Origin of the sequence: Bradyrhizobium sp. Pha-3, from assembly GCF_042258615.1 — a bacterium.
Classification (GTDB): domain Bacteria; phylum Pseudomonadota; class Alphaproteobacteria; order Rhizobiales; family Xanthobacteraceae; genus Bradyrhizobium.
In genome coordinates this window covers 4,584,378-4,611,127 of the sequence record NZ_CP170152.1, presented here as the reverse complement: position 1 = coordinate 4,611,127, position 26,750 = coordinate 4,584,378, and the positions used below count along the sequence as shown (strand labels likewise).

Below are 26,750 nucleotides of genomic sequence, written 5' to 3'. Positions count from 1 at the left end.
CTAGGACCTTTTACTGATAGATCGGGAAGCGATCGGTCAGCGCCTTGACGCGCTCCTTGATCGCAGCCTCGACCAGCGGCGCCTTGCCGTCCGGCGACTGCGCCAGCGCGTTCAGGACTTCCGCGATCATGCCGCCGACCTGCTTGAACTCGGCGACGCCGAAGCCGCGGGTAGTCGCAGCCGGCGTGCCGAGACGCAGGCCCGAGGTGACGAACGGCTTTTCGGGATCGAACGGGATGCCGTTCTTGTTGCAGGTGATGGCGGCGCGCACCAGCGCCTTCTCGGAGATGTTGCCCTTCAGGCCCTTCGGCCTGAGATCCACCAGCATCAGGTGGTTGTCGGTGCCGCCGGAGACGATATCGAGGCCGTGGCTGCGCAGCGTCTCCGCCAGCGCCTTGGCATTCTCGACCACGTTCTTGGCGTAGACCTTGAAGTCCGGCCGCAGCGCTTCAGCGAACGCCACCGCCTTGGCGGCAATGACGTGCATCAGCGGGCCGCCCTGCAGGCCGGGGAAGATCGCCGAGTTCAGCTTCTTGGCGAGCGTCTCATCATTGGTGAGGATCAGGCCACCGCGCGGACCGCGCAGCGACTTGTGCGTGGTGGTGGTGGTGACGTGGGCGTGCGGTACCGGCGAGGCATGCACACCGCCGGCCACGAGGCCTGCGAAATGCGCCATGTCGACCAGCAGATACGCGCCGACCGAGTCTGCAATCTCCCGGAAGCGCTTGAAGTCCCAGGCACGCGAATAGGCCGAGCCGCCGGCGATGATCAGCCTCGGCTTGACCTGCTCGGCCTGCTTCTGGACTTCGTCCATGTCGATGATCTGGTCCTCGCGGCGCACGGTGTAGTGCGCGGCCTTGAACCACTTGCCGGACATGTTGACCGGTGAGCCGTGGGTCAGATGGCCGCCGGCGGCGAGGTCGAGGCCCATGAAGGTGTCGCCGGGCTGCAGCAGCGCCAGAAACACCGCCTGGTTCATCTGGCTGCCGGAGTTCGGCTGGACGTTGGCGAAGCCGGCGCCGAACAGCTTCTTGGCGCGCTCGATCGCCAGGTTCTCGGCGACGTCGACCCACTCGCAGCCGCCGTAGTAGCGCGCGCCCGGATAACCTTCCGCGTATTTGTTGGTCATCACCGAGCCCTGCGCCTCCAGCACGGCGCGGCTGACGATGTTCTCGGAGGCGATCAGCTCGATCTCATGGCGCTGCCGGCCGAGCTCGCCCTTGATCGCGGCGGCGATCTCGGGATCGGCCTCGGCAAGGGTTGCCGTGAAGAAGGAATCGGGCGCGGAAGCGGTCTTGGAGGATGAGGTCATCGGCGAAATATCTCCACCGCCGCAAGCCTTTAGGTGGGATGCGGACGGTCACGAGTGGCGGTCGAAGCTGGTTTCAGAGGGTTATCACATCACCCCAAAATGGCCAAGCGCTTGCGGTCCCCGGCGGTCAATTATGCCAGATATGGTGGGGATGGCCGGGATTGCCAGCCGGCGGGAGCCGGCCCCTCCCCGTCCCGGTTCCGGGCCTCCCGCAGGCCATAACTCCCGGCGCCCGCGGGGCGGACGGGACGCCCCACTTCCCGGTCGCGCGACCAGCCGGGGCCGACGCCTCAAGGCGAGCCGCGCCCTCGAGCTTCGCCAGTGCCGATCCCCAAATCACACCTCACCTAATCACGCGGCGTCCGTCTCTCTCGATCATCATGCGCGCGATCGATCACGATGCATCGAGCCACGAGACGATTTTGAATGGTTCAACTCTTGAATCGTTCAACACTGGATCGGTTCAAGCCTCTCACGCGATGCGTGCAATTGTGCGTCGTACTCCGTTGTCTCTCAGTCACACACACTGGCTTTGCGCACAGCTTCGATAGCTTCTAACCGGGCGCGGGCCGTTCGCGAAAATCACCGTGATAACGACGCCGAAGAAATCTTCTCTTTGGGGGCGTTGAATGACGGACGGATGGATTCGGCCGCAGCGGCTTGCTGCTTCGGCTCTGGTGGTGCTTTCGGTCACTGGCGCGGACGAGGTCTTCGCGCAGACGCAATTGCCGTCCGTGACGGTCGATGCGCCGCAGCACAGGCAAGCGGCGCGATCGCAGCAGTCATCGCAACGGACCACGCGCGCACGCAGCGCCTCGCGCCGCGCAACAGTTACGCCAGCGGGAGCGCAGCCGCTGGCGGCACAGCAGGCCGCGGGCGGAGGCGGCGGACACGAGCGCGCCAACGGCCCGGTCACGGGCTATCTGGCGCGGCAGAGCTCAAGCGGCACCAAGACCAGCACGCAGATCATCCAGACGCCGCAATCGGTGACGGTGATCAGCGCCGAGCAGATCCGCGACCAGAAGATCGTCAGCAAGTTCGACGAGGTGCTGCGCTACACGCCGGGCGTGGTCGGCGGCACCTATGGCGCCGACTTCCGCAACGACTGGTTCCTGATCCGCGGCTTCCCCGCACAGAACGAGTCGCTGTTCCTCGATGGCCTGCAGCTGTTCTACACCTCCTATGCGAGCTGGAAGCTGCAGCCCTTCAATCTCGAGCGCGTCGAGGTGCTGCGCGGTCCGTCCGGCATCCTGTACGGCGGCTCGGCGCCGGGCGGCCTCGTCAATGCGGTGAGCAAGCTGCCGCAGGCAGAGCCCATTCGCTACATCGAGACCGGCGTCAACAATTTCGGCAACGCCTATACCCAGTTCGACATCGGCGGCGCGTCAGCGCAGCCCGGCGGCGGCCAGGTGCAGTACCGCCTCGTCGGCCAGGCCCAGGGCGGCGGCACCCAGACCGACTATGTCTACGACAACAATTTCTTCTTCGCCCCGTCGGTAACCTGGAGGCCCGATGCCGATACCAGCCTCACCGTGTTCGGCATGGCCTCGCACAGCAACACCCGCGCGCTCAACTTCCTGCCCTATGTCGGCACCGTCACCAACGCGCCGTTCGGCCGCATTCCGACCAGCCTGTTCGCCGGCGATCCCAACGTCGATCAGTTCCGCCGCGACCAGGAGATGGTCGGCTACCAGTTCCAGAAGAGCGTGACTGACAGCGTCGACTTCCGCCAGAACGCGCGCATGGCGCATGTCGACGTCTATTATGCCGGCCTCTACGGGCTGGGCTACGCGACGACGCCGGCGGCCGCCGACATCACCCGCGGCAATTTCTATACCCGCGGCATCGCCACGCAGCTCAACCTCGACAATCAGCTCGAATATCGCTTCTCAACCGGCGCGCTGCAGCACACCGCGCTGGTCGGCGTCGATTTGAAATATTACGGCATCGACGACCGGCAGGGTTTCGGCATGGGCACGAATCTCAACGTGTTCAATCCGGTCTACGGCAACAACCTGCCGTATGGCGGCCCGCTGTATCAGAACGCCTATCTCACCCAGGGCATGGCCGGACTCTATCTGCAGGACCAGGTCAAGCTCGATCGCCTGACGGTCGTGCTGTCGGGGCGCCAGGACTGGGTCGACCTCACCAACAACAACCGGATCGGCGCCGATCAGAGCCGCGACGACAGCAAGTTCTCCGGCCGGGTCGGCGCGATCTACAATTTCGACAGCGGTGTTGCGCCTTACGTCTCCTACATGACCAGCTACAATCCGGTCATCGGTACCAATGCCGCCGGCCAATTGCTGCTGCCGGAGACTTCCGAGCAGACCGAGATCGGCGTCAAGTACGAGCCGGTCGGACTCAACGCGCGGTTCGGCGTCGCCCTGTTCGACCTGAAGCGCAAGAACGCGCTGACCACAGATCCGAACAACACGCTGTTCCAGACCCAGAATGGCGAGGTCACCTCGCGCGGCGTCGAGCTCGAGGCGGTGGCGAACATCACGCGGGATTTCAAGCTCGTGGCGAGCTACACCAATTACGAGCTGTTCGTCAGCAAGGACCTCAATCCCGCGCTGATCGGCACCGTGCCGACCAACACGCCGCGGCAGCTCGCCTCGGTGTGGACCGACTACACCTTCCGCGACGGCCCGTTGAACGGCTTCGGCTTCGGCGGCGGCGTGCGCTATGTCGGCTCGTCCTTTGCCGATATCGCCAACACCGCGCGCGTCCCCGGAGTCGTGCTCGGCGACCTTGCCCTGCACTACGAATGGAACAACAACTGGCGCGCCGCGCTCAATGTCGTGAACGTCACCGACAAGATCTACGTCGCGACCTGCGCGACCATCAGCTCCTGTTACTACGGCGATCGCCGGCGCATCACGGCAAGCCTCGCCTACAAATGGTGAGCATGCCGCGACGCCGTCAGGGTGGTGTCAGCATGTCGCGCTAGGTTCGCGCTGCGGCTACACTTGCCGCGCCCAGACTGGCCCGCTCCGAATTGCGAGCCCCGGAGCGGGCCTTTTACATGCGAGGGTTTCCCGCGGTTACCCGAGGGCATCTGAGCCCGCCGCACCGGCCGCCCGCGGGACCAACGTCAGAATGCACTCCTGAACTGAGCGACATAGTCGGGGCTCCCATAGACCCACATCGGCTCGTCGCATTCTCGTGGGCCTGTATCGTTCATGCAGGCAGAACTCCACGGAGGAGCCGCGATCTGACGACCGACGATGCGGTAGCCTGGCAGTCTGCTGTCAATTGCCAGTCCTGTGCCGACATGCACTCGATCGCTGCCTCTGCCGGTTCGCGCATCAGCAATGGCCTGGGTCGCAAGGGATGGCGCCAGCATGAGCGCCGCCAAAAGATAGATGATCTTCATCGTTCAGCCGCCTTGATTTGCGCCTCGCGCAAGCGAGGCATGTGCGTTGCTGAAAGGAAGACCGGGACCGGAGTTTGGATATTCCCGATCACGCCAATGTTGGCGGTGTTGCTACGTGGCTCGACGAGGCGGGCATCGCGCCGCAGAACCCGGGCACTATCGCCGCGGGTCGGATTCTCGCACGCTGGCTCCCGCCGCCACAGGCGATACGCTGGAGACCAGGACGCCCGACAGCACGACATTGAGGACAAGCGCATAGGCCGCAATGAATGCGGCCAGCCGACCTACCCCTGTCGCCTGAAACAAATCGGCTCATCAGACTGATCCCGCCTCAGGCCGTACCGCAGCGCGTATGCATCCCGTTGCCGACGCACAACACACTCCATTAAATCGTCGTCCCTCCTCGCTCCATTGTCACTTGGCTCGACGGCGGCCCTCCCTTGCGGTAGGTTGTCGCAGGTGGACCGATGCGCCGACGGCTGAAGAGATTTCTACCTCTAGTTCTGGTTGCCCTGCTGGTGCAGATCTTTGCACCGATCGGCGCCTGTTGGGCGGCGAGTCTTGCCGCCTCGGATCCGCTTGCAGGCGCGGTCATGTGCCACGGCGGGGCGGCACAAGCGGCCGACCATAACGATCAGACCGGCCACCGCGCGGACGAGGGCTGCTGCACCGCCTGCAGCGTGCTGCAGACCGGTGCGCCGATCGCTGCCCCGAAGATGTCAGCCGCGATCGTGATCGATCGCGTGATGAGTGAGGTCGCCTGGCAGGATTTTGCGCCGCGTCTGTTCGGTCCAGGTGCCGATTCCGAGGCCCAGGCGCGCGCCCCGCCGTTTCTGTCGTAAAGCCGCGCGGCCACTGGCCGCTGCCCCCTTTACACATCAACGCCTGCGGAGATTCCCATGTTCATCCGTCATGCGCGCGCAGCCTTACCGGGCCTCGCCGTCGCGCTCATTCCATTTTCTGTCAGTACCGCCCACGAAATCGTCGGCAACCGCTTCTTTCCGGCCACGCTCGGCATCGATGACCCCGGCGTCAATGACGAACTCTCGCTGCCGACGGTCTCCAGCTTCCACACCGGCGATGATCCGTCGTTTCGGCAGCGTGACTTCTCCGGCGAGTTTTCCAAGCGGATCACCGAGGCTTTCGCAATCTCGATTGGATCAACGTACAGCTTTCTCCATCCACCTGGTGGACCGACCGGAACCGGCGCCCATGGCTTCCAGAACGTCGACACCACCTTCAAGTATCGTGTCTTCAAGAACGCCGAGCATGAATTCGTGATGTCGGTGGGGCTGAGCGTCGAATGGGGCGGCACCGGCGCCGACAGCGTCGGAGCCGATCCGTTCAACACCTACACACCGACCGTCTATTTCGGCAAAGGTTTTGGCGACCTGCCCGACACCTTGTCATGGCTGCGCCCCGTCGCGGTCACCGGACAGGTCGGCTATGCCATTCCCGGGAGGCGTTCCACCACGACCTTCGGGGTCGATCCCGACTCCGGCGAGGTGACCTCCGATACCCAATTTCATCCCAACGTGCTGAATTGGGGCGCCACGATCCAGTACAGCATGCCCTATCTGAAATCCGCGGTCGTCGATCTCGGCCTGCCGGATTTCGTCAATCGCATGATCCCGCTTGTGGAGGCGACGCTGCAGACGCCGGTCGCGAACACGCTGACGTCGGGCACGATGACGACCGGGACCATCAACCCCGGCGTTCTGTGGGTCGGAAACACCTATCAGCTCGGCGTCGAGGCGCTGATCCCGATCAATCGGCAGAGCGGCACTCGCGTCGGCGTGATTGCGCAGCTCCATCTTTATCTCGACGATATCGATCCCCGGGGCATCGGCAGGCCGCTCTTTGGCGGCCCGGTCCAGCCCGCCAGTCCGTTTGCGAGGAATTGATCATGCGACGCTCATCCCTGATCATCACGCTTTTGCTGTCGCTGGCAGCCGATAAGGCACACGCCCACGCCTTTCTTGATCATGCCGAGCCACGCGTCGGCAACCAGGTGGCGAGCCCGCCGCGCGAGGTGACGCTCACCTTCACCCAGAAGCTGGAAGCCGCATTCAGTTCGGTAACAGTCACCGGTCCTTCCGGGCAGCGGGTCGATGCCGGAAAGGCGCGCGTGAACGGCAACCAGATGTCGGTCTCACTGAAGGGGGGCGGTGCCGGGACCTACCACGTCAATTGGCACGTGCTTTCGGTAGACACCCACACGACCGAGGGGAACTACACCTTCCAGGTTGGCCAGTAGAGCTTGGTCGCAATGGATTGGTCCGCAGCAGGAGCGCCGTTGATCGCGACGCGCGCCGTGCACTTCGCAGCGACGGCGTTAGCGGTCGGAAGCGTTATTTTCGGCCGCCTGATCGCCATGCCGGTCTTGCACGACCACACCGCGGCGACGATTGCGTTTCGGAGCCGGACGCGGCGGCATGTCTGGGCTTATCTTGCCCTCGCGGTGATCTCGGGCGCGATTTGGCTTCTGCTGCAGGCGGCGTCGATGAGCGGAATGCCGCTCACCGACGCTTTGACCGCAGACATCCTATCGACCGTCATCAACGAAACCCAGTTCGGTGAGATGACGATCATCCGCGCAGGTCTTGCGATCTGCCTGGCGGCCTGCCTCATCTCGGACCGCGCGGTGGCCGCACAATGGCTAGGGCTCGCTGCGGCGATCGGGCTTGCCGGCAGTCTTGCCTGGACCGGCCACGCCGCCTCAACCGTTGGTCCGATCGGCTATCTGCATCTCGCAGCGGATGCGTTGCACACCGTCGCTGCCGCAGCCTGGATCGGTGGTCTGGTGTCACTAATCACCCTCTTGGCCACTCCCAAGGTCCGTGAGAGCATGTCGCTGGTCCGCGATGCCACCGAACGGTTTTCGATACTCGGCATTGTCAGCGTGGCAACCATTCTGCTCAGTGGCGTTGTCAACGCCGCCATTCTGGTCGGCTCGCTGCATGGGCTCGTCGCCACCGAATATGGGCGCCTGCTCATGCTCAAGATAGCGATCTTCGTGGCGATGCTCGTCTTCGCGGCGATCAACCGCTTTCGCTTGACGCCGCAGTTCGCCGCCATCGAAAGCGAACAATCGTCTGTCGCCCTTCGCCAACTGATCCGTAACAGTGCGATCGAGACAACACTCGGACTGGGCATCATCGTCATTGTTGGGCTGCTCGGAACCCTGCATCCCGCCATTCACCTGCAGGACATTTCCGACCTCTTGCTGACCAGGCAACATTGAAGCAACTTCCCTAGTCTTCATTCGCCTTGAACCGCCCGAGTCCCCTCAGCACGAACGGCGCCAGCAGCGCGATCAGCGCGAAGCCGAGCAGTGTCGCCGACATCGGGCTTTGCAGCAGCACCATGGGATCACCGAGGCTGATCGCCAGCGCGCGGCGCAGCTGGCTTTCGGCGATCGGCCCGAGGATCAACCCGATCACGACAGGCGCGATCGGGAAGTCGAACCGCCGCATCAGGAAACCCATCACGCCGAACGCCGCCAGCATCGACAGCTCGACGACCGACGGCTTTGCCGCGATCGTGCCCATGGTCGCGAACACCAAAATGCCCGCATAGAGCCAGGGCTGCGGGATCGCGAGCAGCTTCACCCACAGCCCGACCAGCGGCAGATTGAGCACCAGCAGCATGCCGTTGGCGATGAACAGACTCGCGATCAGGCCCCACACCAGGTCCGGCCGCTCCGCGAACAACAGCGGCCCCGGATTGAGGCCGTATTGCTGGAAGCCCGCCAGCATCATCGCCGCGGTGGCCGAGGTCGGCAGCCCAAGCGTCAGCAGCGGCACCAGCGTGCCGGCCGCGGAGGCGTTGTTGGCGGCTTCCGGTCCTGCGACGCCTTCGATGGCGCCCTTGCCGAACTCCTCCGGATGTTTGGTCAGCCGCCGCTCCGTCGAATAGGACAGGAAGGTCGGGATCTCGGCGCCGCCCGCGGGCAGCGCCCCGATCGGAAAGCCGAACAGCGTGCCGCGCAGCCACGGCTTCCACGAGCGCCGCCAGTCTTCCCGCGTCATCCACAGCGAGCCGCGCACCGGCTCGAGCTTCTCCTCGGCGTGATGCCGGCGCGAGGCGACGTAGAGCGCCTCCCCGACCGCGAACAGGCCGACCGCGAGCGTGGTCACCTCGACGCCATCGAGCAGCTCGGGGATGCCGAAGGCAAGCCGCGCCTGCCCGGTCAGCTTGTCGATGCCGATCAGCCCGAGCGTCAAACCGATGAACAGGCTGGTGAGGCCGCGAACCGGCGAGTCACCGAAGGTCGCCGACACCGTGACGAAGGCGACGCACATCAGCGCGAAGTAATCCTCCGGCCCGAACCGCACCGCGAAGTCGACCAGCCATGGCGCGAGGAATGCGAGGCCGATGGTGGCGATGGTGCCGGCCACGAACGAGCCGATCGCCGAGGTCGCCAGCGCCGGGCCGCCGCGGCCGGCCTTGGCCATCTTGTTGCCCTCGAGCGCGGTCGCCATCGACGCGCTCTCGCCCGGCGTGTTGATCAGGATCGCGGTGGTCGAGCCGCCATACATGCCGCCATAGTAGATGCCGGCGAACATGATCAGCGAGCCGCCGGGATCGAGCTTGTAGGTTACCGGCAGCAGCAGCGCGACCGTCAGCGCCGGACCGATGCCCGGCAACACGCCGACCGCGGTGCCGAGGAACACGCCGATCAGGGCGTAGAGCAGGTTCATCGGCTGCATGGCGACCGCCATGCCGTGCGCCAGCGCGACGAAAGTGTCCATCACAGCAGTCGCTCCAGCGGGCCGGCGGGAAGGCTCAGCGTCAACAGCCTGTCGAACGCGAGGTAGATGAGGGTCGTGATCGCGAGCGCGATGGCGGTGTCGGCCGCGACAGCGCGCCGGCCGAAGGCGGCCGACGTGGTGACGAACAGCGCCGAGGTGGCGAGGATGAAGCCGCCGCCGAGGCCGATGACGGCGATCAGCAGCGCAAGGCCGCCGATGATCAGCCACACCGGTTTCGGATCCAAGCTCTCGCGCGGCGGCAGGTTGCCACGCAGCGCGTCGATCAGATTGCCGATCGCGAGGATGACAAGGCCGATCGCGATGACGATCGGCATCGCCTCCGGCCCCATCCCGTACATCGTGGTGGCCGGCAGCTTGCTGGCGTCCCACACCAGCACCGCGGCGAGCACAGCGAGCGCGGCCGCGATGACGACGCCGGCGCGATCGACGCGCCGCGCCGGCTCGCGCGTCAGGTTCTCTGAAGCCGTGTCCGGCGTCATGATTTCACGAGGCCGACGGACTTCAGCACCTCGGTGACGCGCGCGATCTCCTTCTTCAGGAAATCCGCGAAGGCATCGCCGCCGAGATAGGCGTCATCCCAGCCCTTTTGCTTCAGGATCTCCTTCCAGGCGTCGGACTTCACCATCTTCTCGACCGCATCGCTCAGCACCTTGCGCTGCTCCGGCGTGATGCCGGGCGGCGCCACCACCGAGCGCCAATTGGCCAGCACCAGCTCGATCCCCTGCTCCTTGAAGGTCGGGATATCGACGCCGGGCAGACGCTGCGCCGAGGTCACGCCGAGCGCGCGCAGCTTGCCGGCCTTGATCTGGCCTTCGTATTCGCTGAGGCCGGAAATGCCGGCCGTGACCTTGCCGCCAAGAATGGCGGCGAGCGACTCGCCGCCGCCCGAGAACGGAATGTAATTGATCTTCTTCGCATCGGCGCCGACCGTGCCCGCGAACAGCGCCGCCATCACGTGGTCGACGCCGCCGGCCGACCCGCCGGCAAAGGTCACCTTGGCGATATCGGCCTTGAGCGCGGCAGCTAGATCCTGCGCCGTCTTGATCGGCGAACTCGCCGGCACCACGATGACCTGGGTCTCCTCGGTGAGGCGCGCGATCGGCGTCACCTGATCCAGCGTCACCGGCGACTTGTTCATGGCGAGCGCGCCCACCATGACGAAGCCGTTCACCATCATCTGGTTGCCGTCGCCCTTGGCGCCGTTGACGAACTGCGCGATGCCGACGCTGCCGCCGGCGCCGGGCACGTTGGTGACCTGGACGCTGCGCGCGACACCGGCAGCAACCAGCGCCTGCTGCATCGAACGCGCAGTCTGGTCCCAGCCGCCGCCTGGTGCTGCGGGCGCCATCAGCTTGAGCTCGAGCTGCTGCGCGGGCGCCGGACCGTTCGCCCCAAGCAACAGCGCGACGACGGCGCCGAACAGGCGCATGTGGGACGAGATCATGGGGCTTCCTCCTGGATTTTCAGACGCGGCCCGCCGATCGCCGGCTGCGTCAGTCGCGTGGTCGCATCGCCATCGAAACGCGCGGTCCCATCGGGTTATGGAATCGCTCGCCAAGATCGCGTCTGCGCGTCCTTAGCGACCATTCGCCACAGCCTTCGGCAAGCCCGGCGGCGCGGCTACACCGTGCTGCAAATCGCCGCACCTCGCCGATCGCTTTTCGCTTGCCATGATTTGAGCGAGGGCCGGCCGGCTCGCTCGAAGTCGGCTTGGCCGATGTCGCAGATCAAATTCCGTCGCGACGGCACACCGTGCAGCACAGTGCCGCCGGCTGGTCCAACTCTAGGAACCATTACTACTTCTTCCCGTTCCACCTCCGCCGATAGATACGGCATTGGAGGAGAGAACATGAACGTTAAAACGATTGTCGCGGCAGCGTTGCTTGCCGCTTTTGTCACGCCGGCATTTGCAGCGGACGAATTCTACGTCGTGCAAGACGTGAAGACGAAGAAGTGCACGATCGTCGATCAGAAGCCGGTCGATACGACGACCACCGTCGTCAGCCCGTCGGGCACGATCTACAAGACGCGCTCCGAAGCCGAGACCGGCATGAAGACTGTCAAGGTCTGCACGTCCGACTGATGGGCGCCGAGCACGCCAGTCATCATTATTTGGGCCGTGCCGGCAGTCGTCATCCTGGCTGATGGCATCTGCCGGATCGGTCATCTGCACTGAAGGCGAGGAGTTTCTCTTATGAAGAAGTTTGCTATCGGCTGCATCTTGGCTGCGGCGTTCGCTACCGCCGCGCACGCGGCGACCACGATGCCCGCCGCCCCGACGGACAGCTGGACCATCACCAACTACTACAAGCAGAATGTCTATGATCCGAAGGAATCCAAGATCGGGACGATCGACGACGTGCTTGTCGACAAGGCCGGCAAGGTGACCGGCCTCGTCGTCGGCGTCGGCGGCTTTCTCGGCGCCGGCGAGAAGGACGTGATCGTGCCGTACACGGCCGTCAAATCGCAAAAGAAGGACGACAAGTGGTGGCTCACGCTCGACGAGACCAAGGACAGCCTGAAGGCTGCACCGGGCTTCAAGTACGATCGGGCCAGCACGACCTGGATTCCTGAGAACAAGTAACACCGAAGGTCCGTCTGCTCGGCGGTTCATTGCCGATCACGCAACTTGACGAGCAAGGCGGAGACACTTGCCCCGGCGCATTCCCGCGCTGGGGCTCTTGCTTCCGCCTTGAACTCCGCCTCAGCCCGGCAAGCAAGGCGCAGTAAGGCCGGATTCCCGCGGTGATGATCCGATGCCTCCAGCGGAAGGACCGGACACGCGACAACCAACCAACCCACCCAGCAACCCTTGGGCGTGTTCCTGTTTCAGGATTCCTTGCTTGATCCGCAAACCAACGATCCCCGGGCGCCGGCAGTACGCCGCGCCGGGGATCGCTACTCCCGGAGGGCTTGGGGGCAAAGGCCGGGAGCTGCGAGTCTACGCTGTCGATTTTCGTTGGTTCCTCGACAGAACCGCATGTGAGCGATCCCACCAAAGGTCAGACTGGTCAGACGCGAGGCTCCGGTAGCTGCCCGTCTTCCTGTTCAGACCACGGCGTAGATCGCTGAAGGGCAAAGCCGTCGTCCGACAGTGGGGCGGCCGCGCGCTGAAGGGGGCGCGCAGGAACCATGCTCCTCCAGGTCGGTTGTCGGAAAGCACCCATCCATTCACGCACAAAGTATTATCATGGCGTCACGACTGCTTTCGCTCATGGGTTTTCCGCTTCTGCTTGTTCTGAGCGGTTGTGGCGATCAACTCGAGTGCGATTCGATCGACACCCGAAAGGCCGTGCTCCAGGCCATTGCCGATGACCATCGGAATCCGCTGGTCAACTACGCCGCCAGGGAGTCGACGGCGAAACCTGATCCGGACAACTCGAAGCCACAATACCTTCTCGGCGAAAGAATCGTCACGACTTCGACGAGCAAGGACAAGCGAACCCTGCAGTGCAGCGGCGGGATTTCGGTATCCGTCGGCGACGTCAAGGCGTCGAAGGAAGTTGAGTTCACCGCGCAAAAATCAGCCGACGGAAAACTGTCCGTTTCGGTTGCTCCATTTCAGTTTTGACATCGCAGCGGCGGCGCGAAGCCCGCCAATATGACGGCGGATCGGATCGGCCGTCGCTTTGCGAGGAACCAGAACGGCAAGCCCAGAGTTATCGTCCCAGTCCGGAAGCGCGGAGCAAATTCCGTCCCGGCAATTTTCAGTTCGGAAAGCTAGGCCGCTTCATTCATTCGCGATCGCATCGCGAAGAGACGGTAGTGCATACCCGACGAAGCGGCATCATGGGATAGCCGACATGAGCGTTTCGAGATCGAGGGAATCAACCATCAGGCGGCATACAGCCTCGATGGCGCGTGCACTGACATGGCTGAAGAATACTTTTCCCGCCTGCGACGTGCCGGGACCGGAGTTCACCACCACATCGGCAGTGCGCAGCTCCACCGATACGCGCCGCAGTTCGCCCGGCGTGAGGTCAACCGCCGGGTCTCGAAACCGGATCAGGTGAACCGGATTGCCGGTGGGCGCTGAAGCGCGGCACATTTTCCGCAACGCTCTTCCCGCGCACCGGAGCAATGGAATTGGCAGGCGTGCTGCCGAAAGAGCTTTGAGCTTGGAACCTTACGGTGTCCCGACAATTGGGATCCTGTTCCGGGCAGGAACCGATAAGGGAAAATGCATGGGACAAATCCGCCGCCGCGTGAAGCAAGCCGATACGCTCGAAATCCGGCTCTCGCAGGAAGCGAGGGAGCTTCGCGGCCGTGCCGGGCAGCTTCCCGCCGGCCAGGACCGAGACGCACTGCTCCAGCGAGCGCAGCATGATGAAGCCGCCGCGCACATGACGGAATGGCTGATGTCCCCGGGTCAACGAACGCCCATCTAGGAGGGCGAAGATGCAAGCGAACCATCACCAGAACCATCACCATTTCGACGGCGTGGAGGTTGCCTTTGTCTGCGCTGCGGCCGTGTCGCTGATGGCCCTGCTCGCCAGCGTGGCGTGGCTTCTGCTGCGGTGAGCAATCGAATCGAAAAGGACCGTCACACGGACGGTCCTTTTCTGCCGGTTCGAATGGATCTGTAAAAACTCAAAAGTTAAGAAATGCTCGGTAAAAAAAGGAGTGCCGGCAGAGTTGTAATTACGACCATCCTGGCTTGCGATGAAATCCGGATCAGTACGGTGTTCCGGCGACGGAGCCAGGCGGACGGCGTTTCCGGGGCACATGGCCCCCTCCCCGCGAACCGACCCCTGCGCCCTCTGCAAGAGAGAGGACGAAAAAGAAATGCAAAGTTCGGGCAATCATGTCGCGAGAGTGCGGAGCTGCATCCTCGTCCTCATGTCATCGCCCGGGCCGGGCGATGACACCGAGTAGCTGTTTGACAGTTGAACCCATCCGCGTCGTCCCGGGCAAGCGAAGCGCGACCCGGGACCCATCACCACCGATGGCGATCGTTGCGCGACGCTGGGGCCGAGCCTGTCTCAGCAACACGATCCAGTGGTTTATGGGTCCCTGCTTTCGCAGGGACGACAGAAAAGTACGCCTTACAGCCCGGTAAACCCGGCCTTTACATGGTCGGTGCTGCCGTCGAGCTGGCGCAGATAGGTCAGCCCGCACACGGTCAATCGATGCGTATCGCGCTCGCCGGCCTCGAACAGCGTCTGCACGTACTCTGTCACCTTCGCCCGTGCTTCGTCGCTTGCAGCGGACGTGCGGTTGAGCAGCAGATCATACGTCTGCATGATCCGATCGATCGCGGCTTCCATTGATGTCTCCGGGTTGACGCTCAGGCGACCACCAGCGTCTCGGCCTCGAACCTCGCGATCGCCTTGTTGGCGAGGCGAAGTCGGTTCAGCTCACCGCGCTGGAACAGCTTCACGATGATGCCGAGCAGGCGCTCATTGGTGGCGAATGTGTCGGGAATGGCGCCGGATTTGCGCAGATAATTCGAGGCGATCGCGTAGGCGTCACCGACGACCTCGACATTCAGCACCTCGATCCCGCGCTCGACCAGCATGTCCTGCCTCTCCGTTGGGAGACGGGATAAAGCGCGGGAAACGGCTTGGTTCCTCGCCGGGACCTATTTATTTTCGCAGGTGCAGCATGAAAAACGCATCGGCCGGGCATGACCGATGCGTTGACTGGAGGGAGGCTGCCGGTCTTCTCAAGCGGCCGACTTGGCCATCAGGCGAAAACGGGAAGGCTCAGAGGCGATACAGGATCTGGTCGGTCCAGAAGCGCTCGAGGCGGTGCAGCGACTTGTTGAGGCTCGCGAACTCCTCGTTCGAGATGCCGCCGACCTGCTCGACCGTCTTGACGTGCTTCTGATAGAGCGCATCGACGATCTTGCGGACTTCCTGGCCCTGCGGGGTCAGACGGATGCGGACCGAGCGGCGATCGACGCGCGAGCGCTGATGATCGAGGAAGCCGAGCTCGACGAGCTTCTTCAGATTGTAGGAGACGTTGGAGCCGAGATAGTAGCCGCGGGTGCGCAGCTCGCCGGCGGTCAGCTCCTTGTCACCGATATTGTACAGGAGCAGCGCCTGCACCGAGTTGATGTCGGCGCGGCCACGACGATCGAATTCGTCCTTTATGACGTCGAGGAGCCGGCGATGCAGCCGCTCCACCAAAGTCAGGGCTTCGAGATAGAGCGGCTGCACCGGAGCTTGACCGGTAGCGCGATCAGCGGCATCCGCCGCCGTTGTCGCAACGGCTTTCATCATGACACTTCCCCTGTTTGTCGTTTTTATCGACTTTATTTCGACGAAACTTGTGTCCCGCCTGATAGGTCCAACGTAAGGGGGCCGTTTGAATATCCGCTTAAATAAGAGAATAAAGAGATCATGAATTTAAGACAGTGAATCGTGGATTAAGCCCATGGATCAAGGACTTTTCGCAACTTTTCATTGACGGTGGCGGGCCCCTGTTCACGCTTCGTGTGCCTCACCTGTCACATTCGGAAACAGCAGCGTCCGAATTCGAAACGGTGCCGTAACGGGTATGAGGGAACCCTTTACGGTGACCGATCGGTTACCGGAAAATTCTTCGAAAATTTTATGGGAGTGCATCGGGGCGGGACGCGCGTGATGCGCGTAAGCTGCCCTCATTCGTCGCCGCGGCCAGATCGGTTCCGCCGTCGGCCCGCGAAAAGCCGGCCGGCACACGCGCCGAGATCCGGTGAAATGGGTCCCGACGGCAGGTCCCGCAAAGGCGCTGCCGCGATGGGACGCCTTAAAAGGGGATGCGATCTGTGGCATCCACCTAGCAGAACCAGCGACGCTGTCTTCTCGCTCCGCGCACGACTGGCAAATATTGGCTGTCACCGTCAGCTCTTCGCCGCGCTGTCGCAGCCAGGCAACAGTGCTCAAGCCATTGCAGTGCGCAAGGCCTATGGCGGGCGTTCGCGCGCCGACATCCAGGCCAGCGCCAGATAAGCCGCGAGCATCACGGCCTCGAGCCCGACCACGGTGAGGCTGCCGCCATAGATGCCCGGAAACATCAGCTCGATGACCGCCATCGAAACCACGGTGGTCAGCCAGACCACGGCGCCCCACGGCGTCGCAAGCCAGAGCCCGACGGCGGCGACGAGCTCGATGACGGCGAAATAGATCGTGGCGGTCTGCCAGGCCATCGACTGGTTCTCGAAGGCCTCCTCCTCGCCGCCGACGAAGCCCGTCACCTGGGCCCAGTGATAGAGGCCCTTGGCGACCGAGACGACGGCCATGATGCGCAGGAAGATGACGAGGCGCCGCGTCCACGCATTGTCGTCCGGCTCGATCCGGTCGGACGAGATCGCGCTCACCGAGATGGCGTTGTCCCGCGCCTGATCGCGTGCAGAGGTGTCAGACATCCGAATCGCCGCATGGCGGCCGCAAAATGGGGTTCATGGCGCAGTCTTGGCCCGCCGGAGCCGCAAAATCAATTGCCGTTGCGGCAGATCAAGGGCGCCAAGAGTGCAACAGGGGCGCAATGACGGCGCCCCTGACAGGTGCTAGAACCAGACTTATATCAGGTCCAGACTTTATCAGGTCCAGAACTGCCGTCCCTCGAGGAGAACAAGACATGGCGATCAAATTCGGGCGCCCGATCGAACTGCGCGATGCGCCGCGGCGCCAGACGGATGCCCTCGCCTCCCCGTCGCTCGACCTCACGATCCGGATGCGCCGCAATCGCAAGTCCGAATGGGCCCGCCGCCTGGTGCGCGAGAACGTGCTGACCACCGACGACCTGATCTGGCCGATGTTCGTGGTCGATGGCCAAAACACCCGCACGCCGGTGGCCTCGATGCCCGGCGTCGATCGGCTCACCGTCGACCAGATCGTCCGCGACGCCGAGCGCGCCGCAAAACTCAACATCCCCTGCATCGCGCTGTTTCCCTTCACCGAGCCGGCCCTGCGCGACGAGCAAGGCTCGGAGGCCCTCAACCCCGACAATCTGGTCTGCCAGGCGGTGCGCGCGATCAAGAAGGAGTTTCCCGATATCGGCGTACTCTGCGACGTCGCGCTCGATCCCTTCACCAGCCACGGCCATGACGGGCTGATCGAGGGCGGCAAGATCCTCAACGACGAGACGGTCGCGGTGCTGGTCAAGCAGGCGCTGACCCAGGCCGAGGCCGGCTGCGACGTGATCGCGCCGTCCGACATGATGGATGGCCGAATTGGCGCGATCCGCGAGGCGCTCGACGACAACGGCTTCGGCGACGTCCAGATCATGTCCTACGCAGCGAAATACGCCTCGGCCTTCTATGGCCCGTTCCGCGACGCGATCGGCTCCGCCAAGACGCTGACCGGCGACAAGCGCACCTATCAGATGGACAGCGCCAATTCCGACGAGGCGCTGCGCGAGGTCGAGCTCGACATCGCCGAGGGCGCCGACATGGTGATGGTGAAGCCGGGCATGCCCTATCTCGACATCGTCCGCCGCGTGAAGGACCATTTCGCGATGCCGACCTTCGTCTACCAGGTGTCGGGCGAATACGCGATGATCGCGGGCGCCGCCGCCAATGGCTGGATCGACGGCGAGCGCGCGATGATGGAGAGCCTGGTCGGCTTCAAGCGCGCCGGCGCCGACGGCATCCTCACCTATTTCGCGCCGCGGGCCGCCGAGAAGATCAAGGCGGAATCGTAACGGCGCTACACGGATCCGGCCAGCGCGGTTGGACGTGGACCGCAGAGCGGGCGCAGCGCATCGCGCTCGTCCCGCGACAGCACCGTCAGCGGGTAGACCGGCTCATTTGTCTCGCGCTTGAAGAACGGGTGCGGCCAGGTCTTGCCGCGCAGGCGCCAGCCCAGCACCTTGCCGATCACGCGCAGGATCAGCGACAGGTTGAAGCCGGTCGATCCCTTCGGGGCTTCGCCGATCGCATATTTGCCGAGGATTGCACCGGTTGGCTTGCCGAACACCTCGTCCGCGCGCGGCGCGCCGCCGTCGAAGGCCTGCACTGCGATTCCGACGAACGGGACGGCGGGCGTCAGCGAGTTGCCCACCGGCGAATTGCAGCAGGTGGTGTGCCAGCGGTACAGTCCCTTGGGCGTCAGCCGCAGCCCGGCGATCTTGTCATGCCCCTGCACGAAGTTGAGAGACGCCGGGGCGACCTGGACGATGTCGGTACCGCCGTGGACATCGAGCAGATCGGCCCGGCCGATCCGATGCATGAACGCCTGGCAGTCGTCGCAGTAGCAGACGACGCGGTTGACGGCCGCCGGCGCGGCGTTCGTGACCACACCTCGAACCTCTCCACAGCGGCAGCGCAACCCGATTTGTGTGCCCATCTGTTCCCCGCCGTCACGCAACTCCAGCCTACACCGAGGCGGGCGGTTTCGGCCGCCGAATCGCCGGAATATTTCGGCTAGTTAATGTTCGCGCGGACTTGGCAGGCGAGCCTCGTGCTCCCATGTCCTGCGCGGGAGTTTCATCGGAGGTTGGTCATGTCTTACGGCAGTGACGGTAGCGCCTGGCGCAACGACGGCGGCGTTCCCCCGCATGCGTTCGATCCGTGGATGCAGCCGGAACTGTTCCGCGGCGTGCTGACGCGTCGTGTGTTTGCGTTCCTGATCGACCTCTTTGTGCTGTCGGTGCCTGTGATCCTGGCGGTGATCTTCATCGCGATCTTCGGCATCGTCACGCTCGGCCTGGGCTGGGCGCTGTTCTGGCTGGTCTCGCCCGCTTCGATCGTCTGGGCGATCGTCTACTACGGCGCCTCGATCGGCGGCCAGCACTCGGCCACGCTTGGCATGCGCATGATGGATCTGGAACTGCGCACCTGGTACGGCGCGCGGGGCTATTTCGTGCTCGGCGCCACCCACGCGGTGCTGTTCTGGGTGACGATCTCGTTCCTGTCGCCGCTGGTGCTCTTGGTCGGGCTGCTCAACGGCCGCCGCCGGCTGCTGCACGACATCATCCTCGGAACCGTCATGATCAACAGCTCGGTCCGGACCCAGGTCACCCCGGCCGCGCGAGCCTCTTATTAGGCCCGCCTAAACCAATTGACCGTTAGCCTCCGGAGGGCGATGCTAACTCGGCTGCCTGTATTGTATGTGGAGCCCGACGACCAGACGTGACCCAGCACTCGCGTGATACCCCCCAGTTCTATCTGACGGCGCCCTCACCCTGCCCCTACCTGCCGGGCCGGCATGAGCGGAAGGTTTTTACGCACCTGGTCGGCGACAAAGCGGGCGATCTCAACGACTTGCTGACCCATGGCGGCTTCCGCCGCAGCCAGTCGATCGCCTACCGGCCGGCCTGCGACGCCTGCCGGGCCTGCGTCTCGGTCCGGGTGGTCGCCAACGAATTCCGCCCCTCCCGCAATTTCCGCAAGGTGCTGGCCCGCAACGCCGACATCATCGGCGAGCAGCGCACGGCGGTGCCGACCTCGGAGCAATACTCGGTCTTCCGGGCCTATCTCGACCGCCGCCACCGCAACGGCGGCATGGCCGACATGACCGTGCTGGACTACGCGATGATGGTCGAGGACAGCCATGTCGAGACCCGGATCATCGAGTACCGCAAGCGCAATGCCGACAGCGCCATCACCGGCCGCGGCGACGAGCTGATGGCGGTGGCGTTGACCGACGTGCTCAGCGACGGGCTGTCGATGGTCTATTCCTTCTTCGAGCCGGGGCTTGAGGCCCGCTCGCTCGGCACCTTCATGATCCTCGACCACATCGCCCGCGCCCGCCGGCAGGGCCTGCCCTACGTCTATCTCGGCTACTGGATCGAGGGCTCCAAGAAGATGGACTACAAGGGCCGCTTCCTGCCGCAGCAGCGGCTCGCGCCGTCGGGCTGGCTGCGCGTCGACGCGTCAGGCGAGGCCCTGGCCGAGCCGCAAGATTAGGTACCGAAGAGCGTATCGATCAGCAGCTTCACGTTCAGGATCACGATCAGGCCGGCGACGATCCATGCTGCCACCGCAACCGGGATCGAGATCGCGAACGCGCCCATCTTGCGCTTGTCCGACACGAAGCGCACCAGCGGGATCACCGCGAACGGCAGCTGCATCGACAGCACGACCTGGCTGAACACGAGCAGCTGCGCGGTGCCGCTCTCGCCATAGAGCGCGGCGACCACGATGACCGGGACAATCGCGATGCCGCGCGTCACCAGCCGCTGCAGCCAGTCGGGCAGCTTGAGGTCGAGAAAGCCCTGCATCACGATCTGGCCGGCCAGCGTCGCCGTCACCGTCGAGTTGAGACCAGAGGCCAGCAGCGCCACGGCAAACAGCGTCGAGGCGATGCCAAGGCCGAGCAGCGGCGACAGCAGCTCGAAGGCCTGATCGATCTCGGCGACGTCAGAGTGGCCGCTCTTGTGGAAGGTCGCAGCCGCCAGCACCAGGATCGCCGCATTGACGAACAGCGCCAGCATCAGCGCGATGGTGGAGTCGGTGGTCGCCCATTTGATCGCGTCGCGCCGGCCTTCCTCGGTGCGCGGATAGGCGCGGGTCTGCACGATCGAGGAGTGCAGATAGAGGTTATGCGGCATCACGGTGGCGCCGATGATGCCGATCGCGATGTAGAGCATCTCCGGATTGGTGACGATCTCGCGCGACGGCACGAAGCCGCCGATCACGCCCGCGATCGGCGGTGCGGCGGCGGCGATCTGGACCGCGAAACAGACCGCGATGACGATCAACAGCGCGATCACGAAGGCTTCGAGGAAGCGGAAGCCGCGATTCATCAGGAGCAGCAGCAGGAACGCATCGAGCGCCGCCAGCAGCGCGCCGCCGATCAGGGGAATGCCGAACAGGAGCTTCAGCGCGATCGCGGTGCCGATCACTTCGGCGAGGTCGCAGGCGATGATGGCGGCCTCGCAGGCGAGCCACAGCATCAGATTGACCGGCCGCGAATAGGTCGCGCGGCAGGCCTGCGCCAGGTCGCGGTCGGTGGCGATGCCGAGCCGGGCGGAAAGCGCCTGCAGCAGGATCGCCATCAGGTTGGAGAGCAGGATGACCGACAGCAGCGTGTAGCCAAACTTCGATCCGCCCGCGAGATCGGTTGCCCAATTGCCGGGGTCCATGTAGCCGACCGAGACCAGGTAGCCCGGCCCGGCGAAGGCCAGCAGCCGCCGCCACCACACGCCTGTACTCGGCACCGAGACGGTTGCGTTCACCTCGGGCAGGCTGCGCGCATGCCCGGCGTCGCCCCGCCAGCCACCTGGCACGCTGTCAGCAACGGAAGCGGAAGACATTTCAGGGGTACGAGCGTCCATCCCAGAAGGATGGCCGATCTCCCTCGTTATTGCAACTCATTTGCAACTGCATCTAGACTCACGAAAATGATACCAGCCACCCTCCTTGTAAAGCACTGAGGAAGTGCTTTACGTTAGCTGCATGATCAAGCTGCCCGTCGAGACGCCAACCGCAACGCTGCGCTACGCCCTCGCCCCCGACCCGTCGGGCATCGAGGCGATCGAGGCGACCTTTGCGGCCTATGATCGGATGATGGCGATCCTCGCGGAGGTCGCGCCCGTCGGCGCCAACCTCGTCTCGCTGCACGCCCAGGCCTACGAGAAGATCCGCAAGGAGACCGGCCTGCCCGCGCGGCTCGTGACGCTCGGCCTGCGCGACCGCGCCAACTACATCGCAGGCACCGCCGTCCGCCGGATACCGCTCGACGACAAGTTGTTTGCGATCAAGGGTCCAACTTCACTGACCATTAGCACTGTCGGCGGACGCGTCTTGGTGCCGTTCGACGTGCCGGGATATGTCTCGGGCTGGGAAAGCCCCTTCCCGGCGCATTTGATCTCGGATGGACGCGGCTACGAAATCCACATCGCCGTCAAATCGAAATCAGCACAACCGGAGGAGAAGACCATGCTTCACGAAGGCATCCTTGCGCGCATGGGCCGGCTTCTTGCCGCCATCGCAAGCCAAACCATCGACAACGTCGAGAGCAACAACAAGGTCGCGCTGATCAAGCAGGCGATCCGCGAGATCGACGCCGGCGCCGACGAAGCGCGCTATGCGCTCGGCAAGTCGCGCGCCGAAGAATTCCGTTTGAAGAGGCGGCGCGAAGAGCTGGATACCGAGACGACTGCTCTGAACGAGAAGATCCGTCTCGCACTTGCGGAAAATCGCGAGGATCTCGCGCGCGCCGGTGTCGCACGCCAAATCGACCTGGAGTCGCAGGTGATCGCGCTGGAACGCGCGATGGATTTCATCGAGCTCGAAATCGACGAGCAGACCAAGGCGCTGCAAGCCATGCTCGGCGCGCGCCGCGAGGCGGAGACGCGATTAGCCGATCTCGAACAAAGTCTGATCCGCGAGGCCAAGGACGAAACCAGTCGGGCCCCATCGACGACCAATACATTGAGTGCTGAGCGCGCGATGGCGGCAATCGCCCGGGTCACCGGTGTTCCCGCCTCCAGCGTGCTCGGCGACAAGGAGCTTGACGAACTCGATCGCCTGCACCGCGAAAAGGAAATCGCGGCACGGCTTGAAAGGATCAAATCAGAAAAATGAGTGCAGTTGGCGACATTCTGCTCGCCCCGGACGTGCGGCCCTTCGCGGTCGCGGCTGCGATCATGGTGGCACTTGGCGGTATCGAACTGCTGACCACCATGGTCGGACTTTCGATCAGCGAACTCGTCGGCAAGGATTTCGCGGTCGAGGCCGAGAGCCACAACGCTCTCAGTGGCCTGTTTCTCTGGATCAACGCCGGGCGGCTTCCCCTCCTGATCCTGATCATCCTGATACTTGGCATATTCTCGATCGGAGGCTTCCTGCTTCAGGGACTGGCGCATGCCGCAGGCACCGCCATCCCGGTCTCGATTGCCGCGGTGGTTGCGGCCGCAGGCAGCGTCCCCGTGATCAGAAATGCGAGCCGCGGCCTCGCCCGCATCATTCCGCGCGACGAGAGCTATGCGGTCAACGACAGCGACTTTGTCGGCAAGGTCGCAACCGTGTCGGTCGGCCCGCTCGATCAGGGCCTGCCCGGCAGGGTCCGTCTCAAGGATGTCTTCGGCAACTGGCACACCGTGTCGGCGCGTGCCAGCGCGGAGTCCGAGGCGTTGCCGGTCGGCACCAGCGTGTTGTTGGTCGATCGCGACGCCAAGGGATTCATTGCGATTGCCGCTCCTTCCGACCTCATTGAACAACGACAATCTTCCAACAGGGCATAACATATGTGGGAACTTGCTATACCGGTCGCCATTGGCGTCCTCGCTATCCTCGTCATTGGCCTGCTCTTCGCAAAACTCTACAAGCGCTCGACGCGCGACGAGGCCTATGTGCGCACCGGCCTCGGCGGCCAGAAGGTGGTGCTCGACGGCGGCTCGCTGGTGCTGCCGATCTTCCACTCCACCGCCGCGGTGAACCTGAAGACGCTGCGGCTCGAGGTCGCGCGCGGCGGCCCGGATTCGCTGATTGCCAAGGACCGCATGCGCGTCGACATCGGCGCCGAGTTCTATCTGCGCGTCAAACCCGACTCTTCGTCGATTGCGCTGGCGGCGCAGACGCTCGGCAACCGCACCAATGACGCGGCCGAACTCCGCGAGCTGGTCGAGGCCAAGTTCGTCGACGGCCTGCGCTCGGTCGCCGCGACCATGAACCTCGAGGAATTGCAGGAGCAGCGTGCGACTTTCGTCAAGGCGGTGCAGGACGCGGTCGGCGCCGACATCCAGAACAACGGTCTCGAGCTTGAATCGGTGTCGCTGACCCGGCTCGACCAGAGCGACATCAAGCACTTCAATCCGAGCAATTTCTTCGACGCGCACGGCCTGACCACCCTGACCAAGATCACCAAGGAGCGTGAACAGGAGCGCAACCAGATCGTCCGCACCACCGAGGTCAATATCGCCCAGCAGGACCTGGTGGCGCGGCAGACCACGCTGACGATCGAGAGCACCAAGCGCGAGGCCGAGCTCGCCCAGCAGCGCGACATCGCCAACAAGACCGCCGCGATGCGCGCGCAGACCGCGCAGGTCGAACAGACCGCGTTGCAGAACGAAGCCGAGTACCGCATTCAGCAGGAGCTTGCGGTCGCCAACAAGCAGACCGAGGCCAACCAGGCCCGCGATACCCGCAAGATCGAGGCCGATCTCGCGGTGAAGCGCCGCACCACCGAAACCGACCGCGAGCTGCAGATCGTGGCGCAGGAGGCCGCGATCGCGGTCGCGACCAAGAGCAAGGAGCAGTCGGAAGCCCAGACCATCGCCGAAACCGCACGCGCACTCGCGATCGCGGCCGAGGAAAAGGTCACCACCGCCCGCGCCACCGAGGTCGCCGAGCGCGACAAGATCATCAACGTGATCGCCGCGCGCAAGGTCGCCGAGACCAATGCGATGCCGATCACGGTGATGGCTGAGGCCGAAAAGCAGGCTGCAGCCAACAAGGCCGAGGCCACCAACGTGCTGGCGAAAGCCGACGCCAACGCAGCCACCACCCGCGCCGCCGGCGTCAAGGCGCTCGGCCAGGCCGAAGCGGAAGTCGCGACGTTGAAGGCGGAGGCGCGCAACAAGCTGAGCGCCGACATGATCGCCTACGATCTCAACCTGGCGCGGATCAACGTGATCCCGAGCGCGCTCGCCGAGGCGGTGAAGCCGATCGAGAAGATCTCCGACATCCGGATCTTCGACACCGGCAGCATGCTCGGCCGCGGCGGCGCCAACGGCCATGCCAACGGCAATGGCGGGGGCAATGGCGGTCTTGGGCTCGGCGACGGCCTCGCCGCGCAATTGCTGTCGGTCTCGGCATTCAAGCCAATGATCGACAAGATCCTCTCCGAGGCAGGCTTCCCGGCCGGCCCCGATGCGCTCACCAGCCTGACCAGCGCACTGGCGCAGCGCAAGACGGAGGTTGCTCCGGCGCCTGCGGTCAGCGACGACAGCCGGCCCGCGACGTTGGTCGGCACCATCACCGGCCAGCTCGCTCCGGGGCCCACACCGTGATGGTGTGACCGCGCTCTGATATCAGCGACAAGGCCCGCCTCGCACGGCGGGCTTTGTTTTTGGCGTTGTCGGGAAACGGGTGGGATCGGGCGTCTTCCAACCACACACTATGGCCAGATCGATTTCCTCAAGGATTCTGCCATGTCCGCCGATACGCCACGCCTGCCGGCCACCTTCAATCGCCTGGCCTGGTCCAACCTCGCCGCGCAATCGGCCGAGCAGATTGCGCTCGCGGCCGCGCCCATCGTCGCGGTGCTGGTGCTCGGCGTCGGCGAGGGCCAGACCGGCCTGCTGCAGACCGCGCTGACACTGCCCTTCATCCTGTTTGCGATCCCCGCCGGCCTGCTGGCCGACCGCGTGTCGCGGCGCTGGGTGATGGCGGGCTCCGAGGCGCTGCGCGCGGCGGCCCTTGCCGCGATCCTGCTGTTGCTGTGGTTCGGCGCGATGACCTTGTCGCTGCTCGCCTTGCTCGGCTTCGTCGCGGTTTGCGGCACGGTCGCCTATAGCGTCGCAGCTCCTGCGCTGGTCCCGTCACTGGTGACGTCGCAGCAATTGCCGGCGGCGAATGCCCGTATCGAACTTGCGCGTACCGTCGCTTTCGCCAGCGGGCCCGCGCTCGGCGGCGTGCTGGTCGGCTGGGTCGGCGCTGCGCCCGCATTCGGCTTTGCCGCAGCACTGTCGGCGATCGCCGTCGTGCTGCTGGCCGGCATCTACGAGCCGGCGCGCCAGCCCGCCCCGCGACGTCATCCGTTGCAGGACATCAAGGAAGGCGCGGCCTTCGTCATGCATCACGCCTTGCTGCGGCCGGTGTTCATCACCCAGTTCATCTTCAACACCGCATCGTTCCTGCTGCTCGCCGTGTTCGTGCCCTATGCGGTGCGTCATCTCGGGCTCAGCGCCACCGGTGTCGGTACGACGCTCGCGATGTACGGGGTCGGCATGGTGGTCGGCGCGCTGTTCGCAACCCGCGTGATGAAGCGGCTGGCCTTCGGCACCGTGATCGGGCTCGGCCCGGTCACCGGCCTGATCGCCTCACTCGTGATGGCGTCGACTACATGGATTGCGACGCCGCTGCTCGCCGGTCTCGGCTTCTTCCTGCTCGGCGTCGGCCCGATCCTGTGGGTGATCTCGACCACCACACTGCGGCAATCGGTGACGCCGCCCTCGCTGCTCGGCCGCGTCTCGGCGATCAACATCATGAGCTACGGCGCCCGCCCGCTCGGCTCCGCGCTCGGCGCCGTCGTCGGTGGCCTCTACGGCGCCGAAGCCTGCCTTTATCTGGCAGCCGCGATCTTCGCCGTCCAGGCGCTGGTGATCCTGATGTCGCCCGCGGTTTCGCTCAGGCGTCAGCCCGACATGGTCGGCGAACCCGCGCGTTGCTGAGGGCCGTCATTGCGAGGAG

Annotated in this window: 29 protein-coding genes; 18 read left to right on the top strand and 11 right to left on the bottom strand. The window is 64.4% G+C overall.

Annotation, left to right across the window (positions count from 1 at the left end; genetic code table 11):
* Positions 1–10: 10 nt before the first annotated feature.
* Positions 11–1,312 carry a serine hydroxymethyltransferase gene (gene glyA, locus ACE10Z_RS21915; protein WP_375789734.1) on the bottom strand — a complete coding sequence of 434 codons (1,302 nt, stop codon included), beginning with the start codon at positions 1,310–1,312 and terminating at the stop codon, positions 11–13.
* A gap of 629 nt (positions 1,313–1,941) precedes the next feature.
* On the opposite strand from glyA, the gene ACE10Z_RS21910 reads away from it, so the two are divergent.
* Entirely contained in the window at positions 1,942–4,221 is a 2,280-nt protein-coding gene (locus tag ACE10Z_RS21910) for a TonB-dependent siderophore receptor (RefSeq protein WP_375789733.1), read from the top strand.
* Positions 4,222–4,409: 188 nt separating this feature from the next.
* On the opposite strand, the gene ACE10Z_RS21905 is transcribed toward ACE10Z_RS21910, so the two are convergent.
* Entirely contained in the window at positions 4,410–4,691 is a 282-nt protein-coding gene (locus tag ACE10Z_RS21905) for a hypothetical protein (protein WP_375789732.1), read from the bottom strand.
* 518 nt (positions 4,692–5,209) lie between these two features.
* Between ACE10Z_RS21905 and ACE10Z_RS21900 the strand changes: the two genes are divergently transcribed.
* From ACE10Z_RS21900 to copD, 4 genes are read left to right on the top strand one after another with little or no spacing between them, the layout of a single operon-like run.
* Positions 5,210–5,533, top strand: coding sequence for a DUF2946 family protein (locus ACE10Z_RS21900; RefSeq protein WP_375789731.1), 324 nt, complete (start codon positions 5,210–5,212; stop codon positions 5,531–5,533).
* 57 nt (positions 5,534–5,590) lie between these two features.
* The gene (locus ACE10Z_RS21895) at positions 5,591–6,595 is read left to right on the top strand and encodes a hypothetical protein (protein WP_375789730.1); all 1,005 of its coding nucleotides are present in this window, start codon (positions 5,591–5,593) and stop codon (positions 6,593–6,595) included.
* A gap of 2 nt (positions 6,596–6,597) precedes the next feature.
* The gene (locus ACE10Z_RS21890; RefSeq protein ID WP_375789729.1) at positions 6,598–6,948 is read left to right on the top strand and encodes a copper resistance protein CopC; all 351 of its coding nucleotides are present in this window, start codon (positions 6,598–6,600) and stop codon (positions 6,946–6,948) included.
* Positions 6,949–6,987: 39 nt separating this feature from the next.
* The gene (gene copD / locus ACE10Z_RS21885; protein ID WP_375789728.1) at positions 6,988–7,935 is read left to right on the top strand and encodes a copper homeostasis membrane protein CopD; all 948 of its coding nucleotides are present in this window, start codon (positions 6,988–6,990) and stop codon (positions 7,933–7,935) included.
* A gap of 10 nt (positions 7,936–7,945) precedes the next feature.
* On the opposite strand, the gene ACE10Z_RS21880 is transcribed toward copD, so the two are convergent.
* The 3 genes from ACE10Z_RS21880 to ACE10Z_RS21870 are packed head-to-tail and all read right to left on the bottom strand — an operon-like array spanning position 7,946 to position 10,910.
* Positions 7,946–9,445 (bottom strand): tripartite tricarboxylate transporter permease, encoded by a 1,500-nt coding sequence (locus ACE10Z_RS21880; RefSeq protein ID WP_375789727.1) that lies wholly within the window; start codon positions 9,443–9,445, stop codon positions 7,946–7,948.
* Positions 9,445–9,945 (bottom strand): tripartite tricarboxylate transporter TctB family protein, encoded by a 501-nt coding sequence (locus tag ACE10Z_RS21875; RefSeq protein ID WP_375789726.1) that lies wholly within the window; start codon positions 9,943–9,945, stop codon positions 9,445–9,447. Before ACE10Z_RS21875 ends, ACE10Z_RS21880 begins: the two co-directional genes overlap by 1 nt.
* Positions 9,942–10,910 (bottom strand): Bug family tripartite tricarboxylate transporter substrate binding protein, encoded by a 969-nt coding sequence (locus tag ACE10Z_RS21870; RefSeq protein ID WP_375789725.1) that lies wholly within the window; start codon positions 10,908–10,910, stop codon positions 9,942–9,944. The genes ACE10Z_RS21875 and ACE10Z_RS21870 overlap by 4 nt, the downstream gene beginning before the upstream one ends.
* Before the next feature lie 405 nt (positions 10,911–11,315).
* Between ACE10Z_RS21870 and ACE10Z_RS21865 the strand changes: the two genes are divergently transcribed.
* From ACE10Z_RS21865 to ACE10Z_RS21840, 6 genes are all read left to right on the top strand, one after another.
* Entirely contained in the window at positions 11,316–11,549 is a 234-nt protein-coding gene (locus tag ACE10Z_RS21865) for a hypothetical protein (protein ID WP_375789724.1), read from the top strand.
* A gap of 111 nt (positions 11,550–11,660) precedes the next feature.
* Positions 11,661–12,050 carry a PRC-barrel domain-containing protein gene (locus tag ACE10Z_RS21860; protein ID WP_207829893.1) on the top strand — a complete coding sequence of 130 codons (390 nt, stop codon included), beginning with the start codon at positions 11,661–11,663 and terminating at the stop codon, positions 12,048–12,050.
* Between the two features lie 606 nt (positions 12,051–12,656).
* Complete coding sequence (locus ACE10Z_RS21855; RefSeq protein ID WP_375789723.1) at positions 12,657–13,037, top strand: hypothetical protein; 381 nt, start codon at positions 12,657–12,659, stop codon at positions 13,035–13,037.
* Between the two features lie 198 nt (positions 13,038–13,235).
* Entirely contained in the window at positions 13,236–13,502 is a 267-nt protein-coding gene (locus ACE10Z_RS21850) for a transposase (RefSeq protein WP_375789892.1), read from the top strand.
* Between the two features lie 148 nt (positions 13,503–13,650).
* Positions 13,651–13,854 carry a hypothetical protein gene (locus tag ACE10Z_RS21845; RefSeq protein ID WP_375789722.1) on the top strand — a complete coding sequence of 68 codons (204 nt, stop codon included), beginning with the start codon at positions 13,651–13,653 and terminating at the stop codon, positions 13,852–13,854.
* Positions 13,855–13,864: 10 nt separating this feature from the next.
* Positions 13,865–13,987: a hypothetical protein gene (locus ACE10Z_RS21840; RefSeq protein ID WP_375789721.1), complete on the top strand. Its 123-nt coding sequence runs from the start codon at positions 13,865–13,867 to the stop codon at positions 13,985–13,987.
* A gap of 524 nt (positions 13,988–14,511) precedes the next feature.
* Here the strand turns inward: ACE10Z_RS21840 and ACE10Z_RS21835 are convergent.
* From ACE10Z_RS21835 to ACE10Z_RS21820, 4 genes are all read right to left on the bottom strand, one after another.
* Complete coding sequence (locus ACE10Z_RS21835) at positions 14,512–14,733, bottom strand: hypothetical protein (RefSeq protein ID WP_092114742.1); 222 nt, start codon at positions 14,731–14,733, stop codon at positions 14,512–14,514.
* Positions 14,734–14,753: 20 nt separating this feature from the next.
* A complete protein-coding gene (locus tag ACE10Z_RS21830) occupies positions 14,754–14,984 on the bottom strand; it encodes a hypothetical protein (protein ID WP_375789720.1) in 231 nt (76 codons plus the stop codon).
* Positions 14,985–15,171: 187 nt separating this feature from the next.
* Positions 15,172–15,690, bottom strand: coding sequence for a transcriptional regulator LdtR (gene ldtR / locus ACE10Z_RS21825; RefSeq protein ID WP_018271925.1), 519 nt, complete (start codon positions 15,688–15,690; stop codon positions 15,172–15,174).
* Positions 15,691–16,355: 665 nt separating this feature from the next.
* Positions 16,356–16,817: a DUF6163 family protein gene (locus ACE10Z_RS21820; protein ID WP_050422596.1), complete on the bottom strand. Its 462-nt coding sequence runs from the start codon at positions 16,815–16,817 to the stop codon at positions 16,356–16,358.
* Positions 16,818–17,029: 212 nt separating this feature from the next.
* Here ACE10Z_RS21820 and hemB point away from each other — a divergent pair, with 212 nt between their 5' ends.
* Positions 17,030–18,094 (top strand): porphobilinogen synthase, encoded by a 1,065-nt coding sequence (gene hemB / locus ACE10Z_RS21815; protein ID WP_375789719.1) that lies wholly within the window; start codon positions 17,030–17,032, stop codon positions 18,092–18,094.
* Between the two features lie 5 nt (positions 18,095–18,099).
* Here the strand turns inward: hemB and ACE10Z_RS21810 are convergent, their stop codons facing one another.
* Complete coding sequence (locus ACE10Z_RS21810) at positions 18,100–18,690, bottom strand: DUF6151 family protein (protein ID WP_375789718.1); 591 nt, start codon at positions 18,688–18,690, stop codon at positions 18,100–18,102.
* Positions 18,691–18,894: 204 nt separating this feature from the next.
* On the opposite strand from ACE10Z_RS21810, the gene ACE10Z_RS21805 reads away from it, so the two are divergent.
* Both ACE10Z_RS21805 and ACE10Z_RS21800 read left to right on the top strand, forming a co-directional pair.
* Complete coding sequence (locus ACE10Z_RS21805) at positions 18,895–19,437, top strand: RDD family protein (RefSeq protein WP_375789717.1); 543 nt, start codon at positions 18,895–18,897, stop codon at positions 19,435–19,437.
* Positions 19,438–19,523: 86 nt separating this feature from the next.
* Positions 19,524–20,300: an arginyltransferase gene (locus ACE10Z_RS21800; protein WP_092114746.1), complete on the top strand. Its 777-nt coding sequence runs from the start codon at positions 19,524–19,526 to the stop codon at positions 20,298–20,300.
* On the opposite strand, the gene ACE10Z_RS21795 is transcribed toward ACE10Z_RS21800, so the two are convergent.
* Complete coding sequence (locus ACE10Z_RS21795; RefSeq protein ID WP_375789716.1) at positions 20,297–21,670, bottom strand: Nramp family divalent metal transporter; 1,374 nt, start codon at positions 21,668–21,670, stop codon at positions 20,297–20,299. The two genes, ACE10Z_RS21800 and ACE10Z_RS21795, sit on opposite strands and share 4 nt — an antisense overlap.
* Positions 21,671–21,791: 121 nt before the next feature.
* On the opposite strand from ACE10Z_RS21795, the gene ACE10Z_RS21790 reads away from it, so the two are divergent.
* The 4 genes from ACE10Z_RS21790 to ACE10Z_RS21775 all read left to right on the top strand — a co-directional run bounded on the left by ACE10Z_RS21790 (position 21,792) and on the right by ACE10Z_RS21775 (position 26,731).
* Entirely contained in the window at positions 21,792–22,922 is a 1,131-nt protein-coding gene (locus ACE10Z_RS21790; RefSeq protein ID WP_375789715.1) for a PspA/IM30 family protein, read from the top strand.
* A complete protein-coding gene (locus ACE10Z_RS21785; RefSeq protein ID WP_375789714.1) occupies positions 22,919–23,581 on the top strand; it encodes an OB-fold-containig protein in 663 nt (220 codons plus the stop codon). Before ACE10Z_RS21790 ends, ACE10Z_RS21785 begins: the two co-directional genes overlap by 4 nt.
* A 3-nt stretch (positions 23,582–23,584) precedes the next feature.
* A complete protein-coding gene (locus tag ACE10Z_RS21780) occupies positions 23,585–25,348 on the top strand; it encodes a flotillin family protein (RefSeq protein ID WP_375789713.1) in 1,764 nt (587 codons plus the stop codon).
* A 141-nt stretch (positions 25,349–25,489) separates the two neighbouring features.
* Positions 25,490–26,731 carry an MFS transporter gene (locus tag ACE10Z_RS21775; RefSeq protein ID WP_375789712.1) on the top strand — a complete coding sequence of 414 codons (1,242 nt, stop codon included), beginning with the start codon at positions 25,490–25,492 and terminating at the stop codon, positions 26,729–26,731.
* The last annotated feature ends 19 nt before the right edge of the window (positions 26,732–26,750 follow it).

Coding starts and splice junctions, on each gene's coding strand:
- glyA (WP_375789734.1), bottom strand. CDS start 1,312: ATGACCTCATCCTCCAAGACCGCTTCCGCGCCCGATTCCTTCTTCACG.
- ACE10Z_RS21910 (WP_375789733.1), top strand. CDS start 1,942: ATGACGGACGGATGGATTCGGCCGCAGCGGCTTGCTGCTTCGGCTCTG.
- ACE10Z_RS21905 (WP_375789732.1), bottom strand. CDS start 4,691: ATGAAGATCATCTATCTTTTGGCGGCGCTCATGCTGGCGCCATCCCTT.
- ACE10Z_RS21895 (WP_375789730.1), top strand. CDS start 5,591: ATGTTCATCCGTCATGCGCGCGCAGCCTTACCGGGCCTCGCCGTCGCG.
- ACE10Z_RS21890 (WP_375789729.1), top strand. CDS start 6,598: ATGCGACGCTCATCCCTGATCATCACGCTTTTGCTGTCGCTGGCAGCC.
- ACE10Z_RS21880 (WP_375789727.1), bottom strand. CDS start 9,445: ATGGACACTTTCGTCGCGCTGGCGCACGGCATGGCGGTCGCCATGCAG.
- ACE10Z_RS21875 (WP_375789726.1), bottom strand. CDS start 9,945: ATGACGCCGGACACGGCTTCAGAGAACCTGACGCGCGAGCCGGCGCGG.
- ACE10Z_RS21870 (WP_375789725.1), bottom strand. CDS start 10,910: ATGATCTCGTCCCACATGCGCCTGTTCGGCGCCGTCGTCGCGCTGTTG.
- ACE10Z_RS21865 (WP_375789724.1), top strand. CDS start 11,316: ATGAACGTTAAAACGATTGTCGCGGCAGCGTTGCTTGCCGCTTTTGTC.
- ACE10Z_RS21860 (WP_207829893.1), top strand. CDS start 11,661: ATGAAGAAGTTTGCTATCGGCTGCATCTTGGCTGCGGCGTTCGCTACC.
- ACE10Z_RS21855 (WP_375789723.1), top strand. CDS start 12,657: ATGGCGTCACGACTGCTTTCGCTCATGGGTTTTCCGCTTCTGCTTGTT.
- ACE10Z_RS21845 (WP_375789722.1), top strand. CDS start 13,651: ATGGGACAAATCCGCCGCCGCGTGAAGCAAGCCGATACGCTCGAAATC.
- ACE10Z_RS21840 (WP_375789721.1), top strand. CDS start 13,865: ATGCAAGCGAACCATCACCAGAACCATCACCATTTCGACGGCGTGGAG.
- ACE10Z_RS21835 (WP_092114742.1), bottom strand. CDS start 14,733: ATGGAAGCCGCGATCGATCGGATCATGCAGACGTATGATCTGCTGCTC.
- ACE10Z_RS21830 (WP_375789720.1), bottom strand. CDS start 14,984: ATGCTGGTCGAGCGCGGGATCGAGGTGCTGAATGTCGAGGTCGTCGGT.
- ldtR (WP_018271925.1), bottom strand. CDS start 15,690: ATGATGAAAGCCGTTGCGACAACGGCGGCGGATGCCGCTGATCGCGCT.
- ACE10Z_RS21820 (WP_050422596.1), bottom strand. CDS start 16,817: ATGTCTGACACCTCTGCACGCGATCAGGCGCGGGACAACGCCATCTCG.
- hemB (WP_375789719.1), top strand. CDS start 17,030: ATGGCGATCAAATTCGGGCGCCCGATCGAACTGCGCGATGCGCCGCGG.
- ACE10Z_RS21805 (WP_375789717.1), top strand. CDS start 18,895: ATGTCTTACGGCAGTGACGGTAGCGCCTGGCGCAACGACGGCGGCGTT.
- ACE10Z_RS21795 (WP_375789716.1), bottom strand. CDS start 21,670: ATGGACGCTCGTACCCCTGAAATGTCTTCCGCTTCCGTTGCTGACAGC.
- ACE10Z_RS21790 (WP_375789715.1), top strand. CDS start 21,792: ATGATCAAGCTGCCCGTCGAGACGCCAACCGCAACGCTGCGCTACGCC.
- ACE10Z_RS21785 (WP_375789714.1), top strand. CDS start 22,919: ATGAGTGCAGTTGGCGACATTCTGCTCGCCCCGGACGTGCGGCCCTTC.
- ACE10Z_RS21780 (WP_375789713.1), top strand. CDS start 23,585: ATGTGGGAACTTGCTATACCGGTCGCCATTGGCGTCCTCGCTATCCTC.
- ACE10Z_RS21775 (WP_375789712.1), top strand. CDS start 25,490: ATGTCCGCCGATACGCCACGCCTGCCGGCCACCTTCAATCGCCTGGCC.